Raw genomic sequence first — 22,649 nt, forward strand, 5'->3', positions numbered from 1 at the left:
GCCCTATTGCGCTGGGGCCAATAGAAGATTGCCGGGCTTGAGCAGCAAATTCGGGAGCACCGGCGCTTCATTGATCGGCAGGGTGGAGCTGGGCTCCGGCTGGCCGGATTGCTGCGTTCCGCGCATTTGCTCGTAGCGCTCATTGGACAAGGCTTGTGTTGCTGTTGCGTCGCGCACCACCACCGGCCGCAAAAACACCATCAGGTTGGTTTTCTTGCGGCTGCGTGCCTCGCTTTTGAACAGGTTGCCAAAGAAGGGCACATCGGCCAGGCCGGGCACCCGCTCTTGGCTACCAGCGTATTCGTCCTGCAGCAAACCGCCCAGCACCACGACCGCACCGTCTTCGACCAAGACATTGGACTCAATCGTCCGCTTGTTGGTGGTCGGGCCATTGGCCGCGTTGACGGTGGAGGCCAACACGCTGGACACTTCTTGAAAGATGGTCAGCTTGACGGTGCCGTTTTCACTGATTTGCGGTTTCACCTTCAGGGTCAGACCTACGTCTTTGCGCTCAATGGTTTGAAACGGATTGACGCTGCCGGAGCTTGCACCGGTGTTGGTGAACTGCCCGGTCACAAACGGCACGTTCTGTCCAATCACGATTTTGGCTTCTTCGTTGTCCAGCGTGAGCAGGTTGGGCGTGGACAGCACATTGCCACTGCCGGTTGCCTCTAGGAAGCGGGCCAGAAAACCCAGCACATAAATGCCGTTGGTTTTGTTGGCCACTCCCACGTTCAGGCCCTTGCCCGGGGCGACGGTGCCCCCTGCCCCCTGTGTCGCCAGGCTGATGATGTTGTTGCCCGCGGCCCCGAAATTGGTACCCAGCAGACCGATCGAGCTATCGCCTGCATTGCCCAGCGCGCCTTGCCATTGGATGCCGAACTCTGCTGCTTTGTCAGCGCTCACCTCGGCAATCAGGCTCTCTACAAACACCTGGGCGCGGCGCGCATCGAGCTTGTCGATCACCGCGCGCAACTGCCGGTACTGCGGCTCGCTGGCGGTGATGATGAGCGAATTGGTCGTCGGGTCCGCCTGGATTTGGCCGCCCGTGCTGGGTGCTTGCGCTGCGCCCAAGGTGGATGCGCCCGCACCCGCAGTGGGAGCTGCGCCGGTGGCAACCGGCGCACTGCCGCCCGAGCCTCCGTTAGCGCCCATCGCGGCGCGCAGGGTGGTCGCCAGCTGCGTGGCATTGGCATTCTTCAGGTACACCACATAGATATTGCCTGCAGCGCCATTGACGCTGGCCACCGGTTGGTCGAGCTTGTCGATCAGGTTGATGGCCAGTGCCAGGCGTGCCTGATTGGCGGCCCGCACAATCAGCGCGTTGCTGCGCGGTTCGGCCACTACGGTGGTCTTGAAGCCGGTTTCCGCACCCCCAGCCGGGCTGGCGGCGGTGCTCTCCATCAGCCGCAGCACCAGCGGTGCGAGGTCGGTGGCGCTGGCATTTTTCAGTGGGATGATTTCAACGTCGGTGGCGTTCGGCACATCCAGTGCCGCCACAATCCGCGCCAAGCGGCGCAGGTTGTCGGCGTAGTCGGTGATGACCAGCGAGTTCGTCGCCGGGTTCACGTTGATCGGGTTGTTGGGGTTGATCAGCGGGCGCAGCACTGCCACCAGGTTGTTGGCGTTTTCGAACTGCAGTTTGATGATCTGGGTCACCAACTGGTTGCCCGGCGTGTTGGGGGCGCCGTTCTCGGTGGCGGAAACGCCGCCGCCGATCAGCTTGGCATCGGCCTCGGGGACCACTTTGTCCAAGCCATCCGATTGCACCACTGCGTAGCCCATGCTGCGAAGCACCGCCAAAAAGTGGTTGTAGGCGCGGGCGGGCGACATGGGGCTGTCAGAGACCAAGGTCATCGTGCCTTTGACCCGTGGGTCCACCACCACATTGCGCCCGGTCATGATGGCCATGGTGCGGGCGACCGCCTCAATTTCAGCGTTGCTGAAGTTCAGCGTGATCGGCTCGCCCCGCTTGACTGTGGGCGCAGCATTGCTGGTCTGTGCCCAGGCCTGAGAGCCAAATGGGGCCATAGCGCCCATGCCAATTGCGCCAGTTGCTATTAATTGAATAGCAATGTGTGTGCTGCACAAGCGTCGATAAAGAGGAGTGGACATTCCTTAACCCAGTTGAATCAGAGACCGCGCGCCTTGGCGCTGTCCAATGATATTCAGCAAATTGGAGAGTGTGTCCTCACGGCCCTCCGCGGCGCGGGCTTCTCCGGTAAAGACCAGCCCTTGGGGCCCGATTTTTCCGGTCCCGCTGAGCTGCAGTGCCCCCTCAAGGGTCGAGAGCGTCATGGCTGTTTGCTCGCCGCCACGCAGGGTCACCCGGTAGCTGCCCACCGGGCGCAAGGTCGACAGGCTGGTGCTCATGTTCAGAGCGTCCAGCGCGAGCTCGCCGCCGAGTTGGGTGCCTGTGGCGTTCAACCGTACCGTCAGGCCCCGGGTTGCCAACGTCAATTGGCCTTGGGGCTGCAGCGTGTTCCAAGGGGTGCCGAGGCCGGTCAGCAGACCTGCCGGAATGCGCAAGCCTTGTGCCGGTAGCAAATCATCCGCTCGCAGCTGCACAGACTGCAGGCTGCCGTTCACATGCCAAATCCAGGGCGCGCTGAGGCAACAGTCTGCCCGCCACTCGGCGCGCACACCGGGGCCGCCGTCGTACCAGGCAGGGCGCAGGGTCCAACGCAGGTCACCGGGCAAGGCCTTGCTGCCCTCGGCACCACTGCGCAGGAGCACTTGGGCACTGCCATTCCATACGGTGCCGGTCGGGTTGTGCAAGCGCAGGGGTGCGTCTGCCCAGACCAAGCCGGAAGCCAGCCAGCGCGCCGGCGCAAATGCCAAGGCACCTGCCAGCACACCCAGCAAAACCCCCATCGCGGCCCAGCTCCACGGGCTACGCGTGGTGCCTGTGGTCAGCTGCCTTTGGGCGCGTCGCAGGATGTCGGGGCGGGTAGCCATCACATCAGCCGCCCGGCAGAGTGAAGGTCACCGTGCCACTCCAGAGGCGGCCGTCACGACGCCATTGCGCCTGGGTCGGCAGCATGCGGGCCTCCACCCGCACCACTGCCAGCCAGCGGGCCAGGGTTTCCGCCTCCAGGCCTTTGAGGGTGACGGTGGCTTGCTGGTTGAGTATCAGCAGGCTGGCGCGGGGTCCGAGGCCTGTCACCGCGGCTTGCAGGCCGGCTTGAGCCGCTTGCGGCGCCAGGGCCGGGCGACTTTGTAACGCGGTGGCTTGTGCCTGCAGCGTTTGCATTTGTTGGAGTTGGGCATCCAGCGTAGCCCGTTGTGCAGGGTAAGCTTTGACAGTGCGCCAAGCCGGGGCAATGGCGGTGGTCCACGTCAGGGCGGCCACTATCAAAACCACGGCGGCCGAGACCATTGTTTGCTCGCGGGGGGGGCGCTGGTTCCACCAGGTGCGTAGGGTTTGGGTGTTCATGGGCTCAGCACCCAGGTGGTGCCCTCGGTCCGAAGGCGCAAGCCTTTGTTTTGCAGGCCGTCACGCAACGACGCCGGGGGCTCGGCATTACCGGAAGGAGGCGTTATTCGCAACTCGCCTGCTACGTATTCGATAGCGGATGGCGCAGTATCTGCTTGGGCTACCGTGCCAAAAGCCTCTAGAAGTCGTTCCATGTCGCGCGCCCGTGTCTGCCCGCCGGCCTGGCCCAGTGCTTCTACCGCGCGCTGCATTTGCAAAGGTGCATCGACCACTACCGTGGTGGCCGGAAAGGTACTGAGCAGCACACTCTGGATCGCACTGCGCTGTTCGGTCAGCGCTTGGCGGGCTTGCCACGCCTGCAGGTTCAGGCCTACCAGCTGCACCGCAGCGAGTACACCCAGCGCCCAACGGGCCGGCCGCCAGGCCGGTGCTTGCCACAGCGCTGTTGCCGTTTCAGTCACTCGCTGCAACAAGGCATGGCGGTTGGCAAATTCGCCTTGCGCAAGACTCCAGGGGCCGTTGGCGGCGGCGCGCAAGCGGTCCGCACGGTGTTGCACCGTGACCTCCCGGTGGGTTTGTGATTCTGCAAGTTCAGCGCACGCTGGCTCCGCAAACAGGGCAGCGCTGGCTTGCTGGGCAGGGGCTAGAAACGCGGCCGGGGCTTGTGCTGCGCTGCGGCGATGCACGCCTGCGCTATCGGCCCATGTCCACTCTGCCGTCTCGACTTCTCCTGTGAGCCAGAGTGCCGGCGGGGTATCGGAGGAGCCGGGTCCCCACTCGGGGACGATGCTGTGCAAGGTGTGCCCGGCTTGGCGCAGCTGTTGTATTTGTTCGTTGAGCCAGTGACGCTGGCATACCGCCACCCACCAGGGACCGGTCTCGGCACTGGTGGCCTGTAGCGCAAAGTGCAGCTGCGCCGGATCATCCAGGAGCTGGTCTTCCAGCAGACCTTCGAGTACCGATTTGAGTTTGGCGGGTTGCCGGGCCTGACCCTCGCGGCCTAGCAGCCCAGGCGGCAGCGTGATGCGGTGCCAAGACAGGGCCGCTGCGGGCACGATCAAAACCGTAGTGTCCGCACCGGAGCCAACAGCGGGCACAGTGGGCAAACGCTGGTTGCTTTGCGGGCTATCGCTGCGGACCCAGTCCCATGCAGCCTGCGTTGCATGGGGTGGTGGGGGCATGACGAGGTGCTGACGCATATCGGCTTCATTGTACGGAGGCATCTTGCGGCGCCTCACGTTCTTTCCAGAGAGATTTCACCTGCAAACCTTCGCGCAGCACGGCGGTGCGCTCCTGGGTCGTGAGCGTGCCGATCCGCAGGCGGGTGCGGACCTCAAAGAACCGCGAGTTCACACTGACCAAATTGTCTTGAAATGCCGATTGCGGCAAGCCCGATGCGGCAGGCGCGTCGCCCATGCTCCGAAGCGGGCTTTTTGCCCGGCTGTCGATGAGGCGTTGGGCACTGGCTCCGTCCATACCGGGAATGATGGCTTGGAGCACCAGCGCCGTCGCCGTGTTGATATTGACCGTGCTGCGGTCCGGGAGGACCACGACATAAGGCCGTAATTGGGCCAGGCTGCGCTGCGAGACGCCCAGCCATGCCAGTTGGTCGAGGTTGCGCGGCAGCAAGGGGGTGTTGCTGGAGCTGGGGGGTCTTTCTTGGCCTGCTTTGGGGGCCTCCAGGCCGGCTTGCAAATTGTTGATCAACAGCTGCAATTCGGCCGGCGGGAGCTTGAGCAGATCAAACAGCCGGATAAACGCGTTGCGTGTCGGCTCATGGACCTGCTGGTCCAGCACCAGGTTAGTCACGTTCAGGCGTGCCTGCAAGTCGTTGATATTGCCGGAAAGGTAGGCGTTTTGCAGAACGTCGGTGGGTAATTCTTCCGCGCTGGCGGAGCCATTGGCCAAGAAAGTGTTGAGTCGGGCCTCTTGCAGGGTGATGGCCCAGGGTTCGCCCAGATGGTCGACCGTGCCGGATCGGGCGTCTTCCCGCAGAATCAGGCGCGCCCAGTCGGTGGTGCCCTGCAGGACCCAGTTCGCTTGCACACGGGCCCGCTCTGCCGCTTCGAGGTCATAGGCGCGCGCTTGTTGCCAGAGCGCTGCTGTGCTGAGGGTGGCGACCAGCGCCATGAGTAACAAGGCCGTCAGGATGGCCGCGCCGCGCTGGACTTTCACGGAGTGGCTCCCGACAGGGTTGGACGGGCCCAATCCCGCACGAGCGTGCCGGCCAGCGGATGGGGGGCGTCCAGCGTCAAGACAAGGCGTATCCCGTCGGGCAGGGCTGCAGCGTCCTGTGCACCGGCGCTGGAGAGGGGGTTGCTCCAGGCGCCTCCGCGGTAGTAAAACAATTGCCATGCAGACAGTGCGGTGATGCTGACCTCTGCCGGGCGGATGCTGCTGGCATTGCCCGCAAGTGCATTGACGGTGCTCGCCTGTGCGCCTTGCGCCCACGCAGTCGCTGCGCCCCAGGCAGCTTGCCAGCTTTCGCGGGTGCTGACAGGGCCTGACTGCCAACGCAGCCAGACGGCCCGGCCCGCGCGTTCTGCCCGTGTCCAGGCTACGACGTAAGCGCCATCGCCTTGTTGGGCGCTGCGGCGGGTCAGGCGCAGGGCCCGGCCGTCCCAGTCCAGGCTGCGGGTTTGGGGGATCTCTTGCATGGCGTCAAGATCGGCGGTCCATTGGTTCAGGCCCGCCTCGGTGATAAGCACCGCATCGTTGTGGCTGCGATTGCCCTCCATGGCGCTTTGCATGCCCGCAAGGGCTTGCCACCCCATGGTGGTCATGAGCGCCATGACGGCGAGCGCCACCAGGAGTTCGATCAGGGTGAAGCCAGCGCTTCCGGCGCTGCGGGAAAGGCGTTGCATTAGTAGCGCCCCAACACAGTGCTGAGCTGGAGCAGGGGGGCGCCGTCTTTGGCCACCCTAGCCTCTACCCGGCGAAAGTTCGGGTTGGGTGTGGACTGCACCAGAAGCCGCAATTCGAAGGATTGGCCCGCTTGCGCGCACTCTTGGGTGCTGTCGCTCACATCCGGGAGCTGACCGCTCAGGCGGTATTGCACCAGGGCATTTTCAGCACAGAGCTGGGCCAGCACCCTGCTGCTCTGGCGCTCGGTACTCCGGGTCATGGTGGCGCTGGCGCGCAGCCCGGCGATCAGCGTGACAGCCACAATGGCCAGCGCAACCAACACCTCTATCAGGGTAAAACCCTGCGTGCCGGGCCAGCGGCGATGCCACTTCACGGTGCTGCTCCCGAAGGTCCTGCGGGGGCCGCGTTGCGCACCTCAAAGGCCCGAAGGCCATCGGTGGTCACATACCGGCTGGGCCCTGCAGCGTCGCTGTTGCTGAGGCGAATGGTTTGTGGGCCTATGACAGGCTCGGGGCCCAAGACAACCGGTGTGTCGCTGCGGGCCTGCAGGGTGGTGGGGTCCCAGCGCTGGGGCCTGGTTTTGATGCCATCGGTGAACTCAAATCCGCCGGGCGTAGCCCGCCACTGCAAGCTGACTCCGGTGGCGCGGGATTCGGCCCGAGCCGCTTCGAGGAGTGCAACCAGGCGCTGCGACTCACGATCGAGCTGGGTCTGAGTGCTGTCCCGCAAGGCAAATGCGACCGCGGCGGAGGCCATGCCGGTGATGGCCACCACAATCATTAACTCCAACAACGTAAAGCCACGCGACCGGGTGCGTGGGCCTGCAGGGCTGGATGCGAGGCTAGTTGTTGATGTCGGCATCTTTTCCATCGCCGCCGGCTTGGCCATCCGCGCCGAATGACATCACATCGACCTCGCTCTTCAGGCCGGGGTTGATATAGAGGTAGGCCCGGTTCCAGGGATCCATGGGCAGTTTGTCTATGTACGGGCGCCAGTTGGCCGGAATGACGCCGACTGTCGGTTTCGCAACCAGTGCCTGCAGGCCCTGCTCGGCAGAGGGAAAGCGCTGGTTGTCGAGTTTGTAGAGCTTGAGCGCCTGGGTGAGGTTGGCAATGTCGGTTTTGGCGGCTGTGACCCGGGCGTCATCGGCGCGGTCCAGCACGTTCGGAACAATCAAGGCCGCCAATACGCCAATGATGACCAGCACGACCATCAGTTCAATCAGGGTAAAGCCGCGTTGTGCGGCGCGGTACAAACGGATGTGTGGGCTCATGGGGACTTCTGGTCAGCAAAGTGGAAGGGGGGCCGGTAGGCGTCTCGGTCAATCATAATGCGCCCATGCCTTATCCCGCTTCTGTGTGGCCTCCTCGTATGGCGGCTTTGTTGTTGTCCACTTTGGCAGCATTGAGCGCTGTCTATTGGGGCCTGCATTGGCGCTTGCCCGCGCAACAGGCAATGGCTGGGGTGGCGGAGCCCGCAGAGCAGGCGTTGGACGTTGGTGCGGTTGCCCGTGGCCTGGGCGCTGCCCCCGAGGGCGCGGCCCAGCCCGCAGTGGTGGCAGCCCCTGCGGCAGAGGCTTCGCGGTTTGTGCTTCAAGGGGTGCTGGGTGGCGATCGTGCGGGCGCGGCCTTGATCGCGATTGACAACAAACCTGCCAAGCCGTTTGCACTCGGGGCTGAATTGGCCAGCGGCTGGCAACTAACCCGCGTGGCCGGGCGCACGGTGACGATCGGTCGTCAAGGGGCCGAGCTGGAATTGAGCTTGCCCCCGCTGGCGCTACCCGCTGCCACCAAAAAAGCGCCCTAGCCCGCATCCCGTATGCGCAGGTAGCTATCATTTTTGTAGAAACATCCGGTACACCGGGTTGTGGGTTTCTTCTACATACGGATAGTTCAGGGTTTGTAAGAATTTTTCAAACGCTTTGTCGTCTGCCTCTGGCACCTGCAAACCGACCAGGATGCGGCCGTAGTCGGCGCCCTGGTTGCGGTAATGGAAGAGGCTGATGTTCCAGCCCGGGCGCATCAGGCTCAGGAACTTCATCAGCGCGCCTGGCCGCTCGGGGAACACAAAACGCAACAGCCGCTCGTCCTGCGCGAGGCTGGAGATGCCGCCCACCATGTGGCGGATGTGCTCTTTGGCCAGCTCGTCGTGGGTCAGGTCCAGGGTCTTGAAGCCGTTTTTCTCAAAGTTCTTGGCCACCTTGGTGGATTCGCCTTTGCTTTGGGTGGTGAGGCCCACAAACACATGGGCCCTGGCCGCGTCGCTGATGCGGTAGTTGAACTCGGTCACATTGCGTGTGCCGCCGGGTAGCTCGCCAATCAGCTCACAAAATCGCTTGAAGCTGCCGCGCTCTTCAGGGATAGTGACAGCGAACAGAGCTTCACGCTCTTCGCCCACTTCGGCCCGCTCGGCTACAAAGCGCAGGCGGTCGAAGTTCATGTTGGCGCCGCATAAGATGGCGGCATAGGTCTCACCCTTGGTTTTGTGGGTGGCTACATATTGTTTGATAGCCGCGACTGCCAGTGCGCCTGCCGGCTCGACAATGCTGCGGGTATCCACAAAGATGTCTTTGATGGCGGCGCACACGGCGTCGGTGTCCACCGTCACATAGCCGTCGACCAGGTCATGGGCGATGCGGAAAGTTTCTTCGCCCACCAGCTTTACCGCGGTGCCATCGGAGAACAGGCCAACATCAGGCAGCGTTACGCGCTCGTGTGCGCCCACCGACTGGATCATGGCGTTGGAGTCGTTCATCTGCACCCCAATAACTTTGACGCCGGGTGCCACCGCCTTGATGTAGTTCGCCACACCTGAGATCAGGCCGCCGCCGCCAATAGCCACAAAGACCGCATCAATACCCGGGCCGGTTTTGCTGCCGGTTTTGTGGCCCGACTTGGCGGCCTTGTCAGCCCCCAGCGTCTGCACTTGGCGCATGATTTCCATCGCCACCGTGCCCTGGCCGGCAATCACATCCGGGTCGTCAAAGGGGTGCACAAAGGTGAGTCCCTCTTTCTTTTGCAGGGCCAGCGCATGGTCGTAGGCGTCGGAATAGCTTTCGCCGAACAGCACCACTTCGCCGCCGAAGCCGCGCACGGCATCCACTTTGAGTTGGGGCGTGGTGGTCGGCATCACGATGATCGCGCGCACACCCATGCGGCTGGCGGACAAAGCTACACCTTGGGCGTGGTTGCCAGCCGAGGCGCAAATGACGCCTTTGGCAATCTGCTCGGCAGGCATTTGGGCCATCTTGTTGTAGGCGCCACGCAGCTTGAAGCTGCGCACGGGCTGCTGGTCTTCGCGCTTGAACAACACCGTGTTGTGCAGCCGCCGGCTGAGCGCGCGGGCGGGCTCTAGCGCTGTCTCTACCGCCACGTCGTACACACGGGCAGTGAGAATCTTCTTCAGGTAGTCGGCTGGGGTGAGCGGGGCTGGGGTATTCAGGGCTGAGGACGGGGTCTTGGTGCTCACAGGGCTACACTCCGGTGGGTGAGATAGGCGGTCATGGCGCTCCGCGCGGAGCGATTCATGGCATTGTAACGATGTAGAGAACAGCTCCGCGCGGGGCTTAGACAGGAAACACACCATGGAATGCACCGTAAGTTGGACCGGCGGCCTCAATACCCGCTCAGGCATGGGCTTTGTGGCCGAGACCGGCAGCGGTCACACATTGATGATGGATGGCGCCCCCGATGCGGCCAAACCTGAAAACGGCGGCCAGAACCTGGCACCACGCCCCTTGGAGACCGTGCTGGCAGGCACCGGTGGTTGCACCGCCTATGACGTGGTACTCATCCTAAAACGCGGCCGCCACGATGTGCAGGGCTGCACCGTGAAGCTGACCGCCGAGCGCGCCGACTTGGATCCCAAGGTGTTTACCAAGATCCACATGCAATTTACCGTGACCGGCAAGGGAATCCCTGCCAGCGCGGTGGAGCGCGCCATTGCCATGAGTCACGACAAGTACTGCTCAGCCAGCATCATGCTGGCCAAAACAGCAGAGATCACTACAGGGTTTGACCTTATAGAGGTCTGATGACTTTTGCGGAAAAGCGCTAGATAATCGGAATTTCTCAATAGTCGTCTGACGACTTGTCGTGAGGTCCGAGGTATGTCTAGAAGTTTTTGCGTAGTTTCTATAGCGTCTGCGCTCATCGGCGTAGCGAGCCTGACAGGATGCAGTTCGGTCATGCCCACAGGGGCATCTGCTGTTCCGGCACGATCCCCGCAGCTGTTTAAGACAGTCGCCCTGATCATGGGCGAACCTAACTTTTCTGTAGATGGCGCTTATCAAGAGCTGGAAGAGGGCTTGTACACCCAGCCGGAATTGCGCAATGGCACGCTGGTGATGGCGCCCTTGGGCGACATCGTCCCGTATCTGGGTGGGCAATACCGCTACTCGGTGGCTGAGGGGCGGGTCCAGCTGACCCTCGGAGACAAGACTTTGCTGGCGTCCGTCGGGCAACGCAATGCCACCGTCAATGGGGCCCCCGTGATCCTCGAGGCTGAGGTGGAAGAACGCAATGGAAGTGCTTGGGTGCCCGTGAGTTCCGTGTGGGAAGCCATGGGCGCCTTCGTGAAGTGGGATAAAGCCCGCCAGCGGCTCACCGGTGCCTTTGTACTGCCCGCGGGTGTCAAACTGGCTGACTTTGCGCGGGGTGGTCCTGTGACTGAAGAGACCCTGCTGTCCCAAAAGGCGGGGTTCTACGGATCTGCAGACGGCGTCCGTATGGGCGACGTCATCGTGGGCTACCAAAATAAGGATGGCGGGTGGCCTAAGCTGGAAAAGACGGTCAGTCTTCTAACGCCGGTGAACAAAGAGGCCTTGACCGGGTTCCGAAGCAAATCCACGATCGACAACGATTCCACGACCAAACAGCTGGTTGCTTTGGCCAAGGTGCAGGCGGCTAGCGGCAAGTCCAGCCACAAAGAGTCATTTTTACGGGGCTTGGACTATCTATTAGCAGCGCAGCACCCGAGTGGGGGTTGGCAACAATTCTGGCCACAGCCCCAAGGCTACAAGGCGCGCATCACTTTCAATGACGACGCGATCGCCAACGTGTTGGAAATCTTGCGGGATGTCGCCGAAAGAAAGCCGGAGATGGCGTTTGTGGATGCCGCACGAGTGGCGAAAGCCCGTGATGCCTATAACAAAGGTCTGCAGTTGATTCTGGCCAGCCAAGTCCGGATTGATGGCAAAAAAACGGGCTGGGCTGCCCAGTACGACGAGTTGACCCTGAAGCCTGCCATGGGGCGCGCCTTTGAGTTGCCCTCTATCAGTGGGGATGAGAGCGTCAATGTGCTTCGCTTTTTGATGTCATTACCGCAACCGTCTTCTGAGGTGGTGGACGCTATCCAGAGTGGCATGGCATGGTTTGATGCAGCCAAAGTCTCAGGTATCAAGCTAATCCAGGTGAGTGACAAAACGCTGGAGTTCGGCTTTGACCGCCGTGTGGTGGCGGACGCTAGCGCACCGCCCCTCTGGGCGCGCTTTTATGACCTCGATTCCGGGCGCCCACTGTTCACATCTCGAGACGGTGTCAAGAAAGCGGCGTATGCCGATGTGAGTTACGAGCGTCGGGTGAAGTACAACTGGTACACCAGCGCTGCAACCGAACTACTCACCAAAGAGTATCCCGCTTGGCTGGCCCGTCACAAAGTGGCTGCCCGCTAGAGCCATTGATCAAATGCGCTCTGCCACCGTGGTCATGACTTTGGCGGCTGCCCGCATAAGTTCTTTCACAGGGCGGGGTAGTTCCGCTGCTCCGGCAGCGGTTGCGTCATCCGCATGGCGCAGCTCGTCGCGCTGCATTTGCGCCACGATGGCTCTGGATTCGTGGTCGCCCTCCGGTAGCGTCGACAGATGGCCCTCAAGGTGGGCGCCGACTTGTCGCTCCGTTTCAACGACAAAGCCCAGACTCCATTTGTCGCCCATGCGCCCCGCCAGCAGCCCCAAACCAAAGGCACCCGCGTACCAGAGGGGGTTTAACAAGGACGGACGTGAACCCAATGCATCAAGGCGCTGCGCAGTCCACGCCAAATGATCGGTTTCTTCAATGCAGGCCTTGGTGAAATGCTCACGCAAGCCTTTGTTAGGGGTTGTCAGCGCTTGTGCGGTGTAAAGAGCCTGCGCGCAGACTTCCCCCACATGATTCACCCGCATCAGACCCGCAGATTTCTTTCTGTCAGCATCGCTCAACTCTGTTTTAGAGTCAGGCGAGGTGGGAGATGCCTGCGAAGCGTGTGGGGTAGCGAACAGGGTGCGCAGGGCGGTATCGGCGGCGTTTAAAAGGGAATCCATACAAATGCTCGAGTTTTCGCGTCAAATCAAAGCCAAAGTCTATAGGGAGTGTGAAAAATCGCACTTGACGCTGGTAAAAGGCCCTGTTGCAAGTCAACAACGGTAACCCCAAGGAACCCACCCTTTTTATCGCTTTTCTTTGCCAAAGCCGAATCGGTCTGGTGCAATAGCTCCAACTTCCTGAACAAGGAGGTTGGCCCGGGGTTCCGAACAATCGGTCCGGAGCTCTATGTTTAACCTTGGAGTATTTCTAATGAAAAAGACTTTGATCGCTTTGGCCGTTCTGGCTGCTTCCGGCGCTTCTTTCGCACAAGTTTCCATCACCGGCGAATACGCTTACGGCTGGAACACTTCCAACTCCTCTACCGGTGTTGAGAAGTCCGGTCTGGGCGTGGACACTTCCTTCGTGAAGTTCGCTGCTTCTGAAGACCTGGGTGGTGGCTTGAAGGCTGCTGCCGAAATGTCTTTGGACGGTTTCGCACGTGGTACAGCTACTGGCGGTGACAACTCTTTGACATTGACTGGCGGTTTCGGTCGCATCAAGCTGGCTAACGACAAGGGCGCTGACTACCTGTCCTCCGTTATCGGCGGCATCGCTGGTTTGGACGGCAAAGTGTACGGTGCTCGCACCATCAACGACTCTGTCGCTTACACATCGCCTTCTTTTGGTGGTCTGACCTTCGGTCTGTCCCACACAGAACACACAAACGCACAAGGCTTGGGCGTGGGCGCTGCTTCCAACAACGACCAGCGTAGCAACAGCCTGTCTGCTTCTTACGCAGCTGGCCCATTGGCTGTGACTGGTGCTTTCACTTCTTGGGACAATCAGTCCACCGAAGCAGCAGCTCCTAACAACGCTAAGACACGCGTTCGCGCAAAGGGTTCTTACAACTTCGGCGCTTTCACACTGGGCGCAGGTGTTGTTCAAGTTCAGCGTAACAAGGGCACTACAACCGAGTCCATCTTGGCTGTGACAGCTCCTTTGGGCGCTTTGACACTGGGCTTCGACGTTGGTTCTTCCAAGCGTGACGACTCCGGTACTGTTGCTAACGACATCACCAAGTCTGGCTACGGTCTGAAGGCCGTGTACGCTCTGAGCAAGCGCACTTCCTTGGTTGGTGCTTACACCAACTGGGATGAGGGCGGCACACAGCGCGCTAACCTGACAGAACTGTTGGTTTCCCACACTTTCTAATTTGACGCTGGCCTAGGCCAGCTTTGAGCTAGCGAATAAACCCTGCGAGCGAAAGCTCGCAGGGTTTTTTTCTTGAGCGGCGATTTCTGTATGGTGAAAATTTTTGATGTCTTGGTGCTAATACAACAAATCTTGAAAAACGAACGGTCGCTCTTTATTTTTCTTGATGTGTTTGCTGACTGAACTGCAAATTTTTGTTTCAATAGAACTTACTTCTTGCTAAAGAAGTAAGAAGCGTTGGAGGGGTGCCCAGCACTATCCGGCGATCCTCAAACTTAGATTGAAGAGACAAGTAATATGAAAAAAACCCTCATCGCATTGGCTGTTATGGCAGTGTCCGGCGCCTCGATGGCGCAAGTGACTATCACTGGTAACTACACCATCGGCTACAAGCAAAGCACGACTTCTCCCACCGCAAGTGCAGCGCAAGCCTTTACGCAAGCGGTTGCTGGCGGTAACGGCGGTAACGCGAATGGCGAAGCATCTGGCTTGGGTGTTGATACCTCTTTGGTCACCTTTACTGCGAAGGAAGACTTGGGTGGCGGTATGAACGTGGCGGCAGAAATGTCGCTTGACGGCTTCACCCGCGGCACAGCCACTGGCGGCGACTCGTCTTTGAAATTGACCACCAGTGTTGGTCGCATCACATTGCAAGCATACAAGCCTGCAGATTACCTCTCCGGATCGTTTGGTGTGGGCGGTGCCGGCATGGATAACAAGGTGTTCCCTGCGCGTTCTTTTAAAGATGCCGTTGGTTTTGACACCAAATTGGGTCCTGTTATCGTGAGCATCTCTCACCAAGAGCAAGGTACTGCCAATGGAGTGGCGCCCACCGCTGGATTGGGATTGGGCCAAGGCGCTGCAGGTGCACAAGGTCAAGTTGGCCAGCGCTTGACCAGCGTGTCCGGCACTTACATGACCGGCGCTTTGGTTGCCAACCTCAACTTCTTGAGCTACGACAACCGTACTGCAAATGCCAACACGTCTTACCGTGACGTGCTTCGCGCAGGTGCCAAGTACAACTTCGGCTCCTTCCAAGTTGGTGGCGGTTACAGCACCTTGACTACCATGTCCGGTGGTACGCTGAATTCTGCTGCTATCTCGGCCGCAGTGCCGATCGGTGCTTTGACATTGGGTGCCAACTACGCGACAGAAACTGCGGATGGATTCGCTGCGCAACCGACATTGCTGGGTGTTATTCCAAAAGGTGGTTTGGATCAAACTCGTAATGGTTATGGTCTGTCTGCCAAGTATGACCTGAGCAAGCGTACCAGCCTGATCGCCACATACGCTGACTGGCTGCCGTACGCCGGTGCCAAGCGCAACAACGAAACCAACCTGTTGCTGTCGCACTCCTTCTAAGCAATTGCTGGCCTAGGCCAGTATTAGCCAAAAGAAAAAACCCGCAGCGCATGCTGCGGGTTTTTTTTATGGGGTGTTTCAGCAATCAAGCGTAGCGCTTGTTCCGCAGGTTGTGCTTCATCTCGCTGAGCAAAGGTTGGAGCTTTCCACCGCCTATGCGCAGGGCTACGCAGGTGGCCAAGATATCAATAATCATCAGGTGTAAAAGCCGCGAGACCATGGGGCTGTAGCGATCGAAGCCTTCGGGGTGGTCTGCACTCAGATGGATGTGGCCTGCACTGGCCAGCGGGGATCCGCTGGCGGTGATAACGATCGTAGTCGCCCCATTTTTGCGGGCAATATCGCAGGCATCCATCAGGTCACGGGTTCGGCCCGAGTTGCTGATAACCACCACACAATCACCCGCGCCCAAGATCGACGCACTCATGACTTGCATGTGCCCATCGCTGTAGGCGGTGGTATTGATGCCCAAACGAAAGAACTTGTGTTGGGCATCTTGGGCCACGATGCCCGAGTTACCGACCCCAAAGAACTGAATTTGTCGGCCGGCGTTATAGGCGTCGACCAGCGCTACCACGGCCTTTTCGATCGCCATGGTCGAAGCGTCGTTGCGATAGCGCAAGAAGGCGGCCACGGTGTTGTCAATGACCTTCACCATGACGTCGCCTGTCTTGTCGTCGGCATCCACGCTGCGGTGAATGAAGGGCACGCCCTCGTTCACGGTGCCTGCGAGTTTGAGCTTGAAGTCAGATAGCCCGTCATAGCCCACACTGCGGCAAAAACGCACTACCGTGGGTTTGCTGACGTGGGCACGGTCCGCCAGTTCGCTGACAGGCAGCTTGGCAAAAGCGCGGGGGTCAGCGAGGCAGAGCTTGCCCACCCGCTGTTCGGCAGGTGCCAACGAGGGCAGTGAGGCTTTGATGCGGTCCAACATAGTCTTTTAGCTTTCTTCGCTCCAGCAGAAGCCGTCCCGAGCAATCATGGCGCTGGATGCACTGGGCCCCCAGGTGCCGGCCGCATACAAACGCGGGCCTGTGGTGTCTGCGGCCCAGTGCTCTAGCATGGGCTCGACCCAGCGCCAGGCCTCTTCTTGCTCATCGCTGCGCACAAAGAGGTTCAGGCGACCGTCGATCACGTCAAGCAGCAGGCGTTCGTAGGCCCCCACGCGCTCCGAGCCGAAGCGCTTGTCGAAATCGAGGTCAAGCTGCACCGGTGCCAGTGTTTGCGATGCACTGCTACGGGATTGCCGATTTTCCTGGCCCTGGGCCAGCAAGTGCAATTCCAAACCGTCTTTTGGTTGCAGGTTGATTACCAAACGGTTGCCCACGCCCTCGTTGGAGTTGAAGATGGCGTGCGGAGTGGGACGGAAGTTGATCACAATGCGGGCATCGCGGCCCGACAAGCGCTTGCCGGTGCGGATGTAGAACGGCACGCTTGCCCAGCGCCAATTGGCGATCTCAGTGCGCAGAGCCACAAAGGTCTCGGTGTTGCTTTGTGGGCTCACGCCTGTCTCTTCACGGTAGCCGGGTACCTTCACACCACCGCTGGTGCCAGCGGAGTACTGCCCGCGCACCACATCTTGCTTGAGCGTTTCAGCGGTCCAGGGCTTAAGGGAGCGCAGAACCTTGAGCTTTTCATCGCGAATAGCGTCAGCCCCCGCGTTAATCGGTGGCTCCATGGCAATGGCACACAACAGTTGCAGCGCGTGGTTTTGCACCATGTCGCGCAGTGCGCCGGTGGTCTCGTAAAACGCGCCACGGCTCTCGACGCCCAAATCTTCGGCGATGGTGATCTGGATGTTGGCAATATGCTCGCGGCGCCAGAGTGGTTCGAACAGTGCATTGCCAAAGCGCATCGCAAACAGGTTTTGTACCGAAGGCTTGCCCAGGTAGTGGTCGATGCGGTAGACCTGCTCTTCGGCAAAGAAGCGGCGCACCGTGGCGTTGATGGCGCGGTTGGATGCCAGGTCATGCCCCAGCGGCTTCTCCAGCACCACGCGGGTTTTGGGTGTGTTCAATCCGCTAGCGGCCAACTGTTCACACACATTGGTGAACAAGCTGGGGGCGGTGGCGACATACATCACCACGCTGTCGGCATTGCGGTTGTTCAGGGTTTCGGCCAGGCGCGCATAGTCTTCGGACTTGGACAGGTCCATGCGCACGAATTCGAGAATTGCAGCAAACCGCGCAAACTCCTCGGCACTCGGGCGCTTGGCCAGCTCCACCTTTTCGAAGCGCGATTGAATGAGCGCCCGGTATTGGTCATGGCTCAGGTCATCACGGCCAACCCCGATAATGCGTCCACCCTCCGGCAAGGTGCCGTGGCGGAACGCCTGAAACAATGCGGGCATGAGTTTGCGCCAGGCCAAATCGCCGGTGCCGCCGAACATGACTAAATCAAAGCTCATAAGACAAGTGGTACGTTTAGTAGTTACATAAAAGCTGACGTTGTAATGTAACTTTGTTTCATTGATAATTCAAGGCGAGAAACTGCAACTTTCTGCGCGTTTACCCTAAGTTTTTTTAACCTGCGGCTCTGCCGTCTGCATCCCATGAACCAACTCGACGCCCTCAAACAATTCACCACCGTCGTAGCCGATACTGGCGATTTCAAACAACTGGACGCGTTCAAGCCCCAGGACGCGACCACCAACCCGTCGCTGATTTTGAAAGCCGTGCAAAAGGCGGACTACGCCCCCTTGGTGAAAGACACGGTCAACCAGTTCCGTGGCCGTGCCATGGACGAGATCGTGGACCGTTTGTTGGTGCGTTTTGGTTGCGAAATTCTCTCTATCATTCCTGGCCGTGTGTCGACTGAAGTGGACGCGCGCCTGAGCTTTGACACCGCGGCAACAATGGCCCGTGGCGAACGCCTGATCGAGCTGTACCAAGCGCAAGGCATTCACTCTGACCGCATCCTGATCAAAGTGGCGTCGACCTGGGAAGGCATCAAGGCCGCTGAGCAGTTGGAGCGCAAAGGCATCCACACCAACTTGACCCTGTTGTTCGCGTTCTGCCAAGCCGTGGCTTGCGGCGAGGCCAAGGTGCAGCTGATTTCCCCGTTTGTCGGCCGTATCTACGACTGGTACAAAAAGAACGCCGGCGCAGCCTGGGTTGAGGCGGACAACGCGGAGTTGAATGACCCCGGCGTCAAGTCCGTAGCCCAAATTTACGCCTACTACAAAAAGTTTGGTGTCGCCACCGAAGTCATGGGCGCCAGCTTCCGCAACGTGGGTCAGATCACCGCCTTGGCCGGTTGCGACCTGCTCACTATCAGCCCCGATTTGCTGGCCCAGATGGCAGCGTCCGAGGCGCCTGTGACCCAGCACCTGAACGCCGATGCCGCCAAGACCGCCGATATCGAGCACGTCAGCTACGACGAAGCCAGCTTCCGCCTCGCCCTGAACAACGACGCCATGGCCACCGAAAAGTTGGCAGAAGGTATCCGTGCATTCTGCGTGGACGCTGTCAAGCTCGAGCAGCTGTTGCTGGCCGCTTAAGCGCACCAAGGACTCGCGAACATGGCACGTACCCGTTGTGACCGCACGCCCGCTTGGGCCCAATTGCAGGCTGCGTATGCAGCGACCGGCCAAGCGCTGGATGTGCGCCAAGCCTTTGAGGCCGACGCCCAGCGCTTCACCCGTTTGAGCCAAGAGGCGCCTTATGTGTTTGCGGACTTGTCCAAAAACCGTATCGACGCCAGCACCGAAGCACTGCTGATGGACCTGGCCCGCCAAAGCGGCCTGTCCGAGCACCGCGATGCCATGTTTGCCGGCCAGAAAATCAACAACACCGAGCAGCGCGAGGTGTGGCACGTTTTGTTGCGAAATCCGCCCTCTGCGCAAGCGGAATATGCGGGAGCCGCTCCTGAATTCATAGCGGGTGAGCAGGCTAAGGTGCACGCTACGCTAGACGCGATGCTGGCCTACGCCGAGCAACTGCGTGCAGATACCGCCATTACCGATGTGGTGAACATCGGCATCGGCGGATCTGACCTCGGCCCTCAAATGGCGGTGTTGGCGCTGGATGCTTTTGCCACCAGCGGCAAACGCCTGCATTTTGTGAGCAATGTGGATGGCCACGAGCTGGCCGCCAAGCTGCCCCACTTGAAGCCCGAAAACACCGTTTTCCTGATCGCCAGCAAGACGTTCACCACGATCGAAACCATGACCAACGCGGCCTCCGCGAAGGCCTGGTTCCTCGAGCAGGGCGGCACCAACATAGCCCGCCATTTCGCCGCACTCACCACCAACGTGGCGGCGGCCAATGCCTTTGGTATCACCACCACCTTTGGCTTTTGGGACTGGGTGGGCGGGCGGTACTCCATGTGGTCGGCCATCGGCCTGCCGATTGCCATTGCCATCGGCGCGCAAGGCTTTCGCGAGCTGCTGGCGGGTGCCCATGCCATGGACGAGCACTTCCGCACTGCGCCCTTGGAGCAGAACCTGCCGGTGCGTTTGGGGTTGCTGGACGTCTGGTACCGCAACTTCCACGGCTTTAGCAGCCGCAGCATTGCGCCGTACCACAGTGCATTGCGCCGCCTGCCGGCCTATTTGCAGCAGCTGGAGATGGAGAGCAATGGCAAACGGGTGGACGCCAGTGGCGAAGCCTTGCCGTTCGATACCTGCCCGGTGCTGTGGGGCGAACCCGGCACCAATGGTCAACACGCCTACTTTCAGATGCTGCACCAAGGCACCGAGGTCGTGCCGGTGGAGTTTGTGGCCGTCAAAAAGGCGCGCCACCACCTGAAAGGCCACCACCCGATGTTGCTGGCCAACGTGCTGGCGCAAGCCCAAGCCCTGATGCAAGGCAAAGACGATGCCGGTGGCCACAAGCATTTCACCGGCAACCGCCCCAGCACCTTCTTGCTGCTGGACGACCTGACGCCCGCATCGCTGGGTGCGCTGATTGCGATGCAAGAGCACCGCGTGTTTGTCAGTGGCAGCCTCTGGGGTATCAACAGCTTTGACCAATGGGGCGTCGAGCTCGGCAAAGTGCTGGCCAAAGACATTGAGCCGCGTCTTCATAGCGGCGACGCCACGGGCCTTGATGGCTCCACCGCCGGTTTGCTGGCGCGTCTGCGCAGCTGATTGCAGACGCTTAGCCTGCCTCAAGCCCGCGCGCTGCACTTGGCAGCCCAGGGCCTGTTGCAGCCGCTTGCACGCCCCGCACAAGAAGGCGATGTAGCGGCCTGTGTGCAGCGCATGGGCTTGCTGCAGATTGACACCATCCATGTGGTGGCGCGCAGCCCGTATCTGGTGTTACACGCCCGCTTGGGCGACTACCCGCCGGCATGGCTGGAAGACGCGTTAGCCAACGGCGCCTTGTTTGAAACCTGGGCCCACGAAGCCTGTTTTGCCCCCGCTGATGATTTGCACTTGCACCGCGCCTACAACCGCGAGGGGCGCACGCATTGGGGCATCTCCCATGCCCAGAAACTCGCTGCGGCCCAGCGCCCGCAGCTGGATGCCTTGCTGGATCAGATCCGCACCCAGGGGCCGGTGAAGTCTTCTGACTTCGTGCGGCTTGAGGGCAAAGGTGGCGCTTGGTGGGGTTGGAAGGACGAAAAGCGTTGGCTGGAAGCTCTGTTTGCTCTGGGCGAGCTGATGATCGCGCGCCGTGACCACTTTCACCGCGTCTACGACCTGAGCGAGCGGGTGGCACCTGCACTGCGCCAGCCCGCACCCGCATTGCCGCCGGACGAGCTCGCAGCCGCGTGGGTAGAGAAGGCTGTGGCTGCACTGGGGGTTACCCAAGCGCGGTGGATCAACGATTATTTCCGGACCAAGCCGCGCTTGCAGGATGCGCACTTGGAGGCTCTGGTGCGTGCGGGGCGTATTCAGCGAGTGGCTGTTGAGGGGTGGGCTGCGGCCGGCTATGTGCACACCGACCATACCGGCCTGCTACAGCAGGCGCTGGCGGGCGACTTGGTGGCCAGCCACACCGCACTCTTGTCGCCGTTTGACCCTGTGGTGTGGGACCGCGAGCGGGCCTCGACCTTTTTTGATTTTGACTACAAGCTGGAGTGCTACACCCCCGAGGCGCAGCGTGTCTACGGCTACTTTGTCTTGCCGATTTTGTGCCGCGGCGAGCTCATAGGCCGGCTGGATGCCAAAGCGCACCGGGCAGAGGGCGTGTTTGAAGTGAAGTCACTCCACGCCCAGCCCGGTGGCGTGTGGACTGAGCAGCAAGTGCAAGAGGTCGCCGCTGCCATCCGCCGCTGTGCCGCATGGCACGGTACCCCGCAGGTGCGCATTGGCCGCACGCAGCCTGCCAAGTTGGCGGCCGCTTTGCGGCGAGCCCTCAAGCGCGCTTGACGCCGGGTTTAAGCCAGTGCGGCGCGGCCTGCCGGCGATAACCCTTACATCGGGGCGGGCATAGCGTTGCGCGCGTGCACTCATGAGTGGTGTTTGAGACTATCTGGTCTTTATTCATACCCAGGAGGCTTTTATGGTGACTCGGCGCGATTTCTTTGTCGGTGGCGGTGCGGCAGTGGCGGCTTATGCAGCCGGATCCTTTTTGCCCTTGGGCGCCCAATCGGCCCCCAACTTCGGCGCACCCAGTGTGGTGCAGGTGGGCTTTCGCAAGCAAAAGCTGGGTGACTTTGAAGTCATTGCCCTGAACGATGGTGTCACCCGCCGCCCCTTGGCCGCTGAGTTTGTGCGCAACGCCCCCTTGGGCGAAGTGCAAGAGCTGCTGAAATCGCAAAACCTGCCCACCGAATACTTGGATGTGCCGTACACCGCCTTCCTGGTCATCGCTGGCAACCGCAAAGTGCTGCTCGACACCGGTTTCTCGGACAACGGCGGCCCCACTACCGGCCGCCTGGTCGCCAATTTGAATGCTGCGGGCTACAAGGTGGAAGACATTGACACCGTGATCCTGAGCCACTTCCATGGCGACCACATTTTGGGTGTGCGCAACAAGGCGGGCCAATTGGTGTACCCCAACGCCAAGATCATGGTCCCGTCCGTTGAGCACGCGTTCTGGATGGATGACGCCCGCATGGCCGCAGCACCTGACGCCATGAAAGGCGCTTTCCAGACCGTGCGCCGCATGCTGGGTGGCCTGAACGACAGCCAGATGGTGAAGTTTGAAGCCGGCACCGAAATTGTGCCCGGCATCAAGAGCGTGGCGGCATATGGCCACACCCCCGGTCACACGCTGTTTATGGTGGAGAGCAAGGGTGAAAAGTTCGCCTACGTGGCCGACATCACCAACGTGCCCCAGCTGTTTGCGCGCAACCCTGATTGGGCGGTGCAGTTCGACATGAATGCCGAAGAGGCCCGCGTGGCCCGCCGCAAGGTGTTTGACATGATCGTGAACGACAAGGTCATGGCGGGCGGCTTCCACTTCCCGTTCCCGGCGTTTGGCCGCGTCGAGAAGCTGGGTAATGGCTTTGAATTCAAGCCTGTCGCTTGATACGCTGATCGACCGTAGATTGCTGCAATAGCGGATCTTTTGAGCCGTTTCCGGCCCCGCCAGCGCTATGCT

22 protein-coding genes are annotated in these 22,649 nt (G+C 60.6%); 9 read left to right on the forward strand and 13 right to left on the reverse strand.

Annotated features, from left to right (window positions below; all coding sequences use genetic code 11):
- Nucleotides 1-3: 3 nt before the first annotated feature.
- Genes gspD through gspG form a run of 9 tightly spaced genes read right to left on the reverse strand, consistent with a single transcriptional unit; the run spans nucleotide 4 to nucleotide 7,574 of the window.
- On the reverse strand, nucleotides 4-2,115 hold the full coding sequence (gspD, locus tag RAE21_RS00780) for a type II secretion system secretin GspD (RefSeq protein WP_428983949.1): 2,112 nt from the start codon (nucleotides 2,113-2,115) through the stop codon (nucleotides 4-6).
- A gap of 3 nt (nucleotides 2,116-2,118) precedes the next feature.
- A complete protein-coding gene (gspN, locus tag RAE21_RS00785; RefSeq protein ID WP_313879690.1) occupies nucleotides 2,119-2,958 on the reverse strand; it encodes a type II secretion system protein N in 840 nt (279 codons plus the stop codon).
- Between the two features lie 4 nt (nucleotides 2,959-2,962).
- Nucleotides 2,963-3,436: a type II secretion system protein M gene (locus RAE21_RS00790; protein ID WP_313879691.1), complete on the reverse strand. Its 474-nt coding sequence runs from the start codon at nucleotides 3,434-3,436 to the stop codon at nucleotides 2,963-2,965.
- Entirely contained in the window at nucleotides 3,433-4,659 is a 1,227-nt protein-coding gene (gene gspL / locus RAE21_RS00795) for a type II secretion system protein GspL (protein ID WP_313879692.1), read from the reverse strand. The genes RAE21_RS00790 and gspL overlap by 4 nt, the downstream gene beginning before the upstream one ends.
- Complete coding sequence (gene gspK, locus RAE21_RS00800; RefSeq protein ID WP_313879693.1) at nucleotides 4,643-5,611, reverse strand: type II secretion system minor pseudopilin GspK; 969 nt, start codon at nucleotides 5,609-5,611, stop codon at nucleotides 4,643-4,645. Before gspK ends, gspL begins: the two co-directional genes overlap by 17 nt.
- Entirely contained in the window at nucleotides 5,608-6,300 is a 693-nt protein-coding gene (locus RAE21_RS00805; RefSeq protein WP_313879694.1) for a PulJ/GspJ family protein, read from the reverse strand. The genes gspK and RAE21_RS00805 overlap by 4 nt, the downstream gene beginning before the upstream one ends.
- Entirely contained in the window at nucleotides 6,300-6,674 is a 375-nt protein-coding gene (gspI, locus tag RAE21_RS00810; RefSeq protein WP_313879695.1) for a type II secretion system minor pseudopilin GspI, read from the reverse strand. Before gspI ends, RAE21_RS00805 begins: the two co-directional genes overlap by 1 nt.
- Complete coding sequence (locus RAE21_RS00815; protein ID WP_313879696.1) at nucleotides 6,671-7,162, reverse strand: pilus assembly FimT family protein; 492 nt, start codon at nucleotides 7,160-7,162, stop codon at nucleotides 6,671-6,673. Before RAE21_RS00815 ends, gspI begins: the two co-directional genes overlap by 4 nt.
- Nucleotides 7,143-7,574 carry a type II secretion system major pseudopilin GspG gene (gspG, locus tag RAE21_RS00820; RefSeq protein WP_313879697.1) on the reverse strand — a complete coding sequence of 144 codons (432 nt, stop codon included), beginning with the start codon at nucleotides 7,572-7,574 and terminating at the stop codon, nucleotides 7,143-7,145. The genes RAE21_RS00815 and gspG overlap by 20 nt, the downstream gene beginning before the upstream one ends.
- Before the next feature lie 65 nt (nucleotides 7,575-7,639).
- Here gspG and RAE21_RS00825 point away from each other — a divergent pair, with 65 nt between their 5' ends.
- Entirely contained in the window at nucleotides 7,640-8,107 is a 468-nt protein-coding gene (locus RAE21_RS00825) for a type II secretion system protein N (RefSeq protein WP_313879698.1), read from the forward strand.
- Between the two features lie 27 nt (nucleotides 8,108-8,134).
- Here the strand turns inward: RAE21_RS00825 and ilvA are convergent, their stop codons facing one another.
- Nucleotides 8,135-9,769: a threonine ammonia-lyase, biosynthetic gene (gene ilvA, locus RAE21_RS00830; RefSeq protein ID WP_313879699.1), complete on the reverse strand. Its 1,635-nt coding sequence runs from the start codon at nucleotides 9,767-9,769 to the stop codon at nucleotides 8,135-8,137.
- Between the two features lie 115 nt (nucleotides 9,770-9,884).
- On the opposite strand from ilvA, the gene RAE21_RS00835 reads away from it, so the two are divergent.
- Nucleotides 9,885-10,334 carry an OsmC family protein gene (locus tag RAE21_RS00835; protein ID WP_313879700.1) on the forward strand — a complete coding sequence of 150 codons (450 nt, stop codon included), beginning with the start codon at nucleotides 9,885-9,887 and terminating at the stop codon, nucleotides 10,332-10,334.
- A 219-nt stretch (nucleotides 10,335-10,553) separates the two neighbouring features.
- Nucleotides 10,554-11,972: a pectate lyase gene (gene pelA, locus RAE21_RS00840; protein ID WP_313879701.1), complete on the forward strand. Its 1,419-nt coding sequence runs from the start codon at nucleotides 10,554-10,556 to the stop codon at nucleotides 11,970-11,972.
- Between the two features lie 9 nt (nucleotides 11,973-11,981).
- Here the strand turns inward: pelA and coq7 are convergent, their stop codons facing one another.
- Nucleotides 11,982-12,599 carry a 2-polyprenyl-3-methyl-6-methoxy-1,4-benzoquinone monooxygenase gene (gene coq7, locus RAE21_RS00845; protein WP_313879703.1) on the reverse strand — a complete coding sequence of 206 codons (618 nt, stop codon included), beginning with the start codon at nucleotides 12,597-12,599 and terminating at the stop codon, nucleotides 11,982-11,984.
- 253 nt (nucleotides 12,600-12,852) lie between these two features.
- On the opposite strand from coq7, the gene RAE21_RS00850 reads away from it, so the two are divergent.
- Nucleotides 12,853-13,794, forward strand: coding sequence for a porin (locus RAE21_RS00850; protein WP_313879704.1), 942 nt, complete (start codon nucleotides 12,853-12,855; stop codon nucleotides 13,792-13,794).
- Between the two features lie 297 nt (nucleotides 13,795-14,091).
- A complete protein-coding gene (locus RAE21_RS00855; protein WP_313879705.1) occupies nucleotides 14,092-15,156 on the forward strand; it encodes a porin in 1,065 nt (354 codons plus the stop codon).
- Between the two features lie 85 nt (nucleotides 15,157-15,241).
- Here RAE21_RS00855 and RAE21_RS00860 read toward each other — a convergent pair whose 3' ends face one another.
- Complete coding sequence (locus RAE21_RS00860; protein WP_313879706.1) at nucleotides 15,242-16,090, reverse strand: MurR/RpiR family transcriptional regulator; 849 nt, start codon at nucleotides 16,088-16,090, stop codon at nucleotides 15,242-15,244.
- A gap of 6 nt (nucleotides 16,091-16,096) precedes the next feature.
- Entirely contained in the window at nucleotides 16,097-17,563 is a 1,467-nt protein-coding gene (zwf, locus tag RAE21_RS00865; RefSeq protein WP_313879707.1) for a glucose-6-phosphate dehydrogenase, read from the reverse strand.
- A gap of 144 nt (nucleotides 17,564-17,707) precedes the next feature.
- Here zwf and tal point away from each other — a divergent pair, with 144 nt between their 5' ends.
- The 4 genes from tal (at nucleotide 17,708) to RAE21_RS00885 (ending at nucleotide 22,577) form a co-directional block, all read left to right on the forward strand.
- Nucleotides 17,708-18,655, forward strand: coding sequence for a transaldolase (gene tal, locus RAE21_RS00870; RefSeq protein WP_313879708.1), 948 nt, complete (start codon nucleotides 17,708-17,710; stop codon nucleotides 18,653-18,655).
- 21 nt (nucleotides 18,656-18,676) lie between these two features.
- Nucleotides 18,677-20,245, forward strand: a complete 1,569-nt coding sequence (gene pgi / locus RAE21_RS00875; RefSeq protein ID WP_313879709.1) for a glucose-6-phosphate isomerase — start codon at nucleotides 18,677-18,679, stop codon at nucleotides 20,243-20,245.
- Nucleotides 20,246-21,472: a winged helix-turn-helix domain-containing protein gene (locus RAE21_RS00880; protein WP_313879710.1), complete on the forward strand. Its 1,227-nt coding sequence runs from the start codon at nucleotides 20,246-20,248 to the stop codon at nucleotides 21,470-21,472.
- A 133-nt stretch (nucleotides 21,473-21,605) separates the two neighbouring features.
- Nucleotides 21,606-22,577 (forward strand): MBL fold metallo-hydrolase, encoded by a 972-nt coding sequence (locus RAE21_RS00885; protein WP_313874001.1) that lies wholly within the window; start codon nucleotides 21,606-21,608, stop codon nucleotides 22,575-22,577.
- Nucleotides 22,578-22,649 lie beyond the last annotated feature (72 nt).

Origin of the sequence: Rhodoferax potami (assembly GCF_032193765.1) — a bacterium.
Classification (GTDB): domain Bacteria; phylum Pseudomonadota; class Gammaproteobacteria; order Burkholderiales; family Burkholderiaceae_C; genus Allorhodoferax; species Allorhodoferax potami.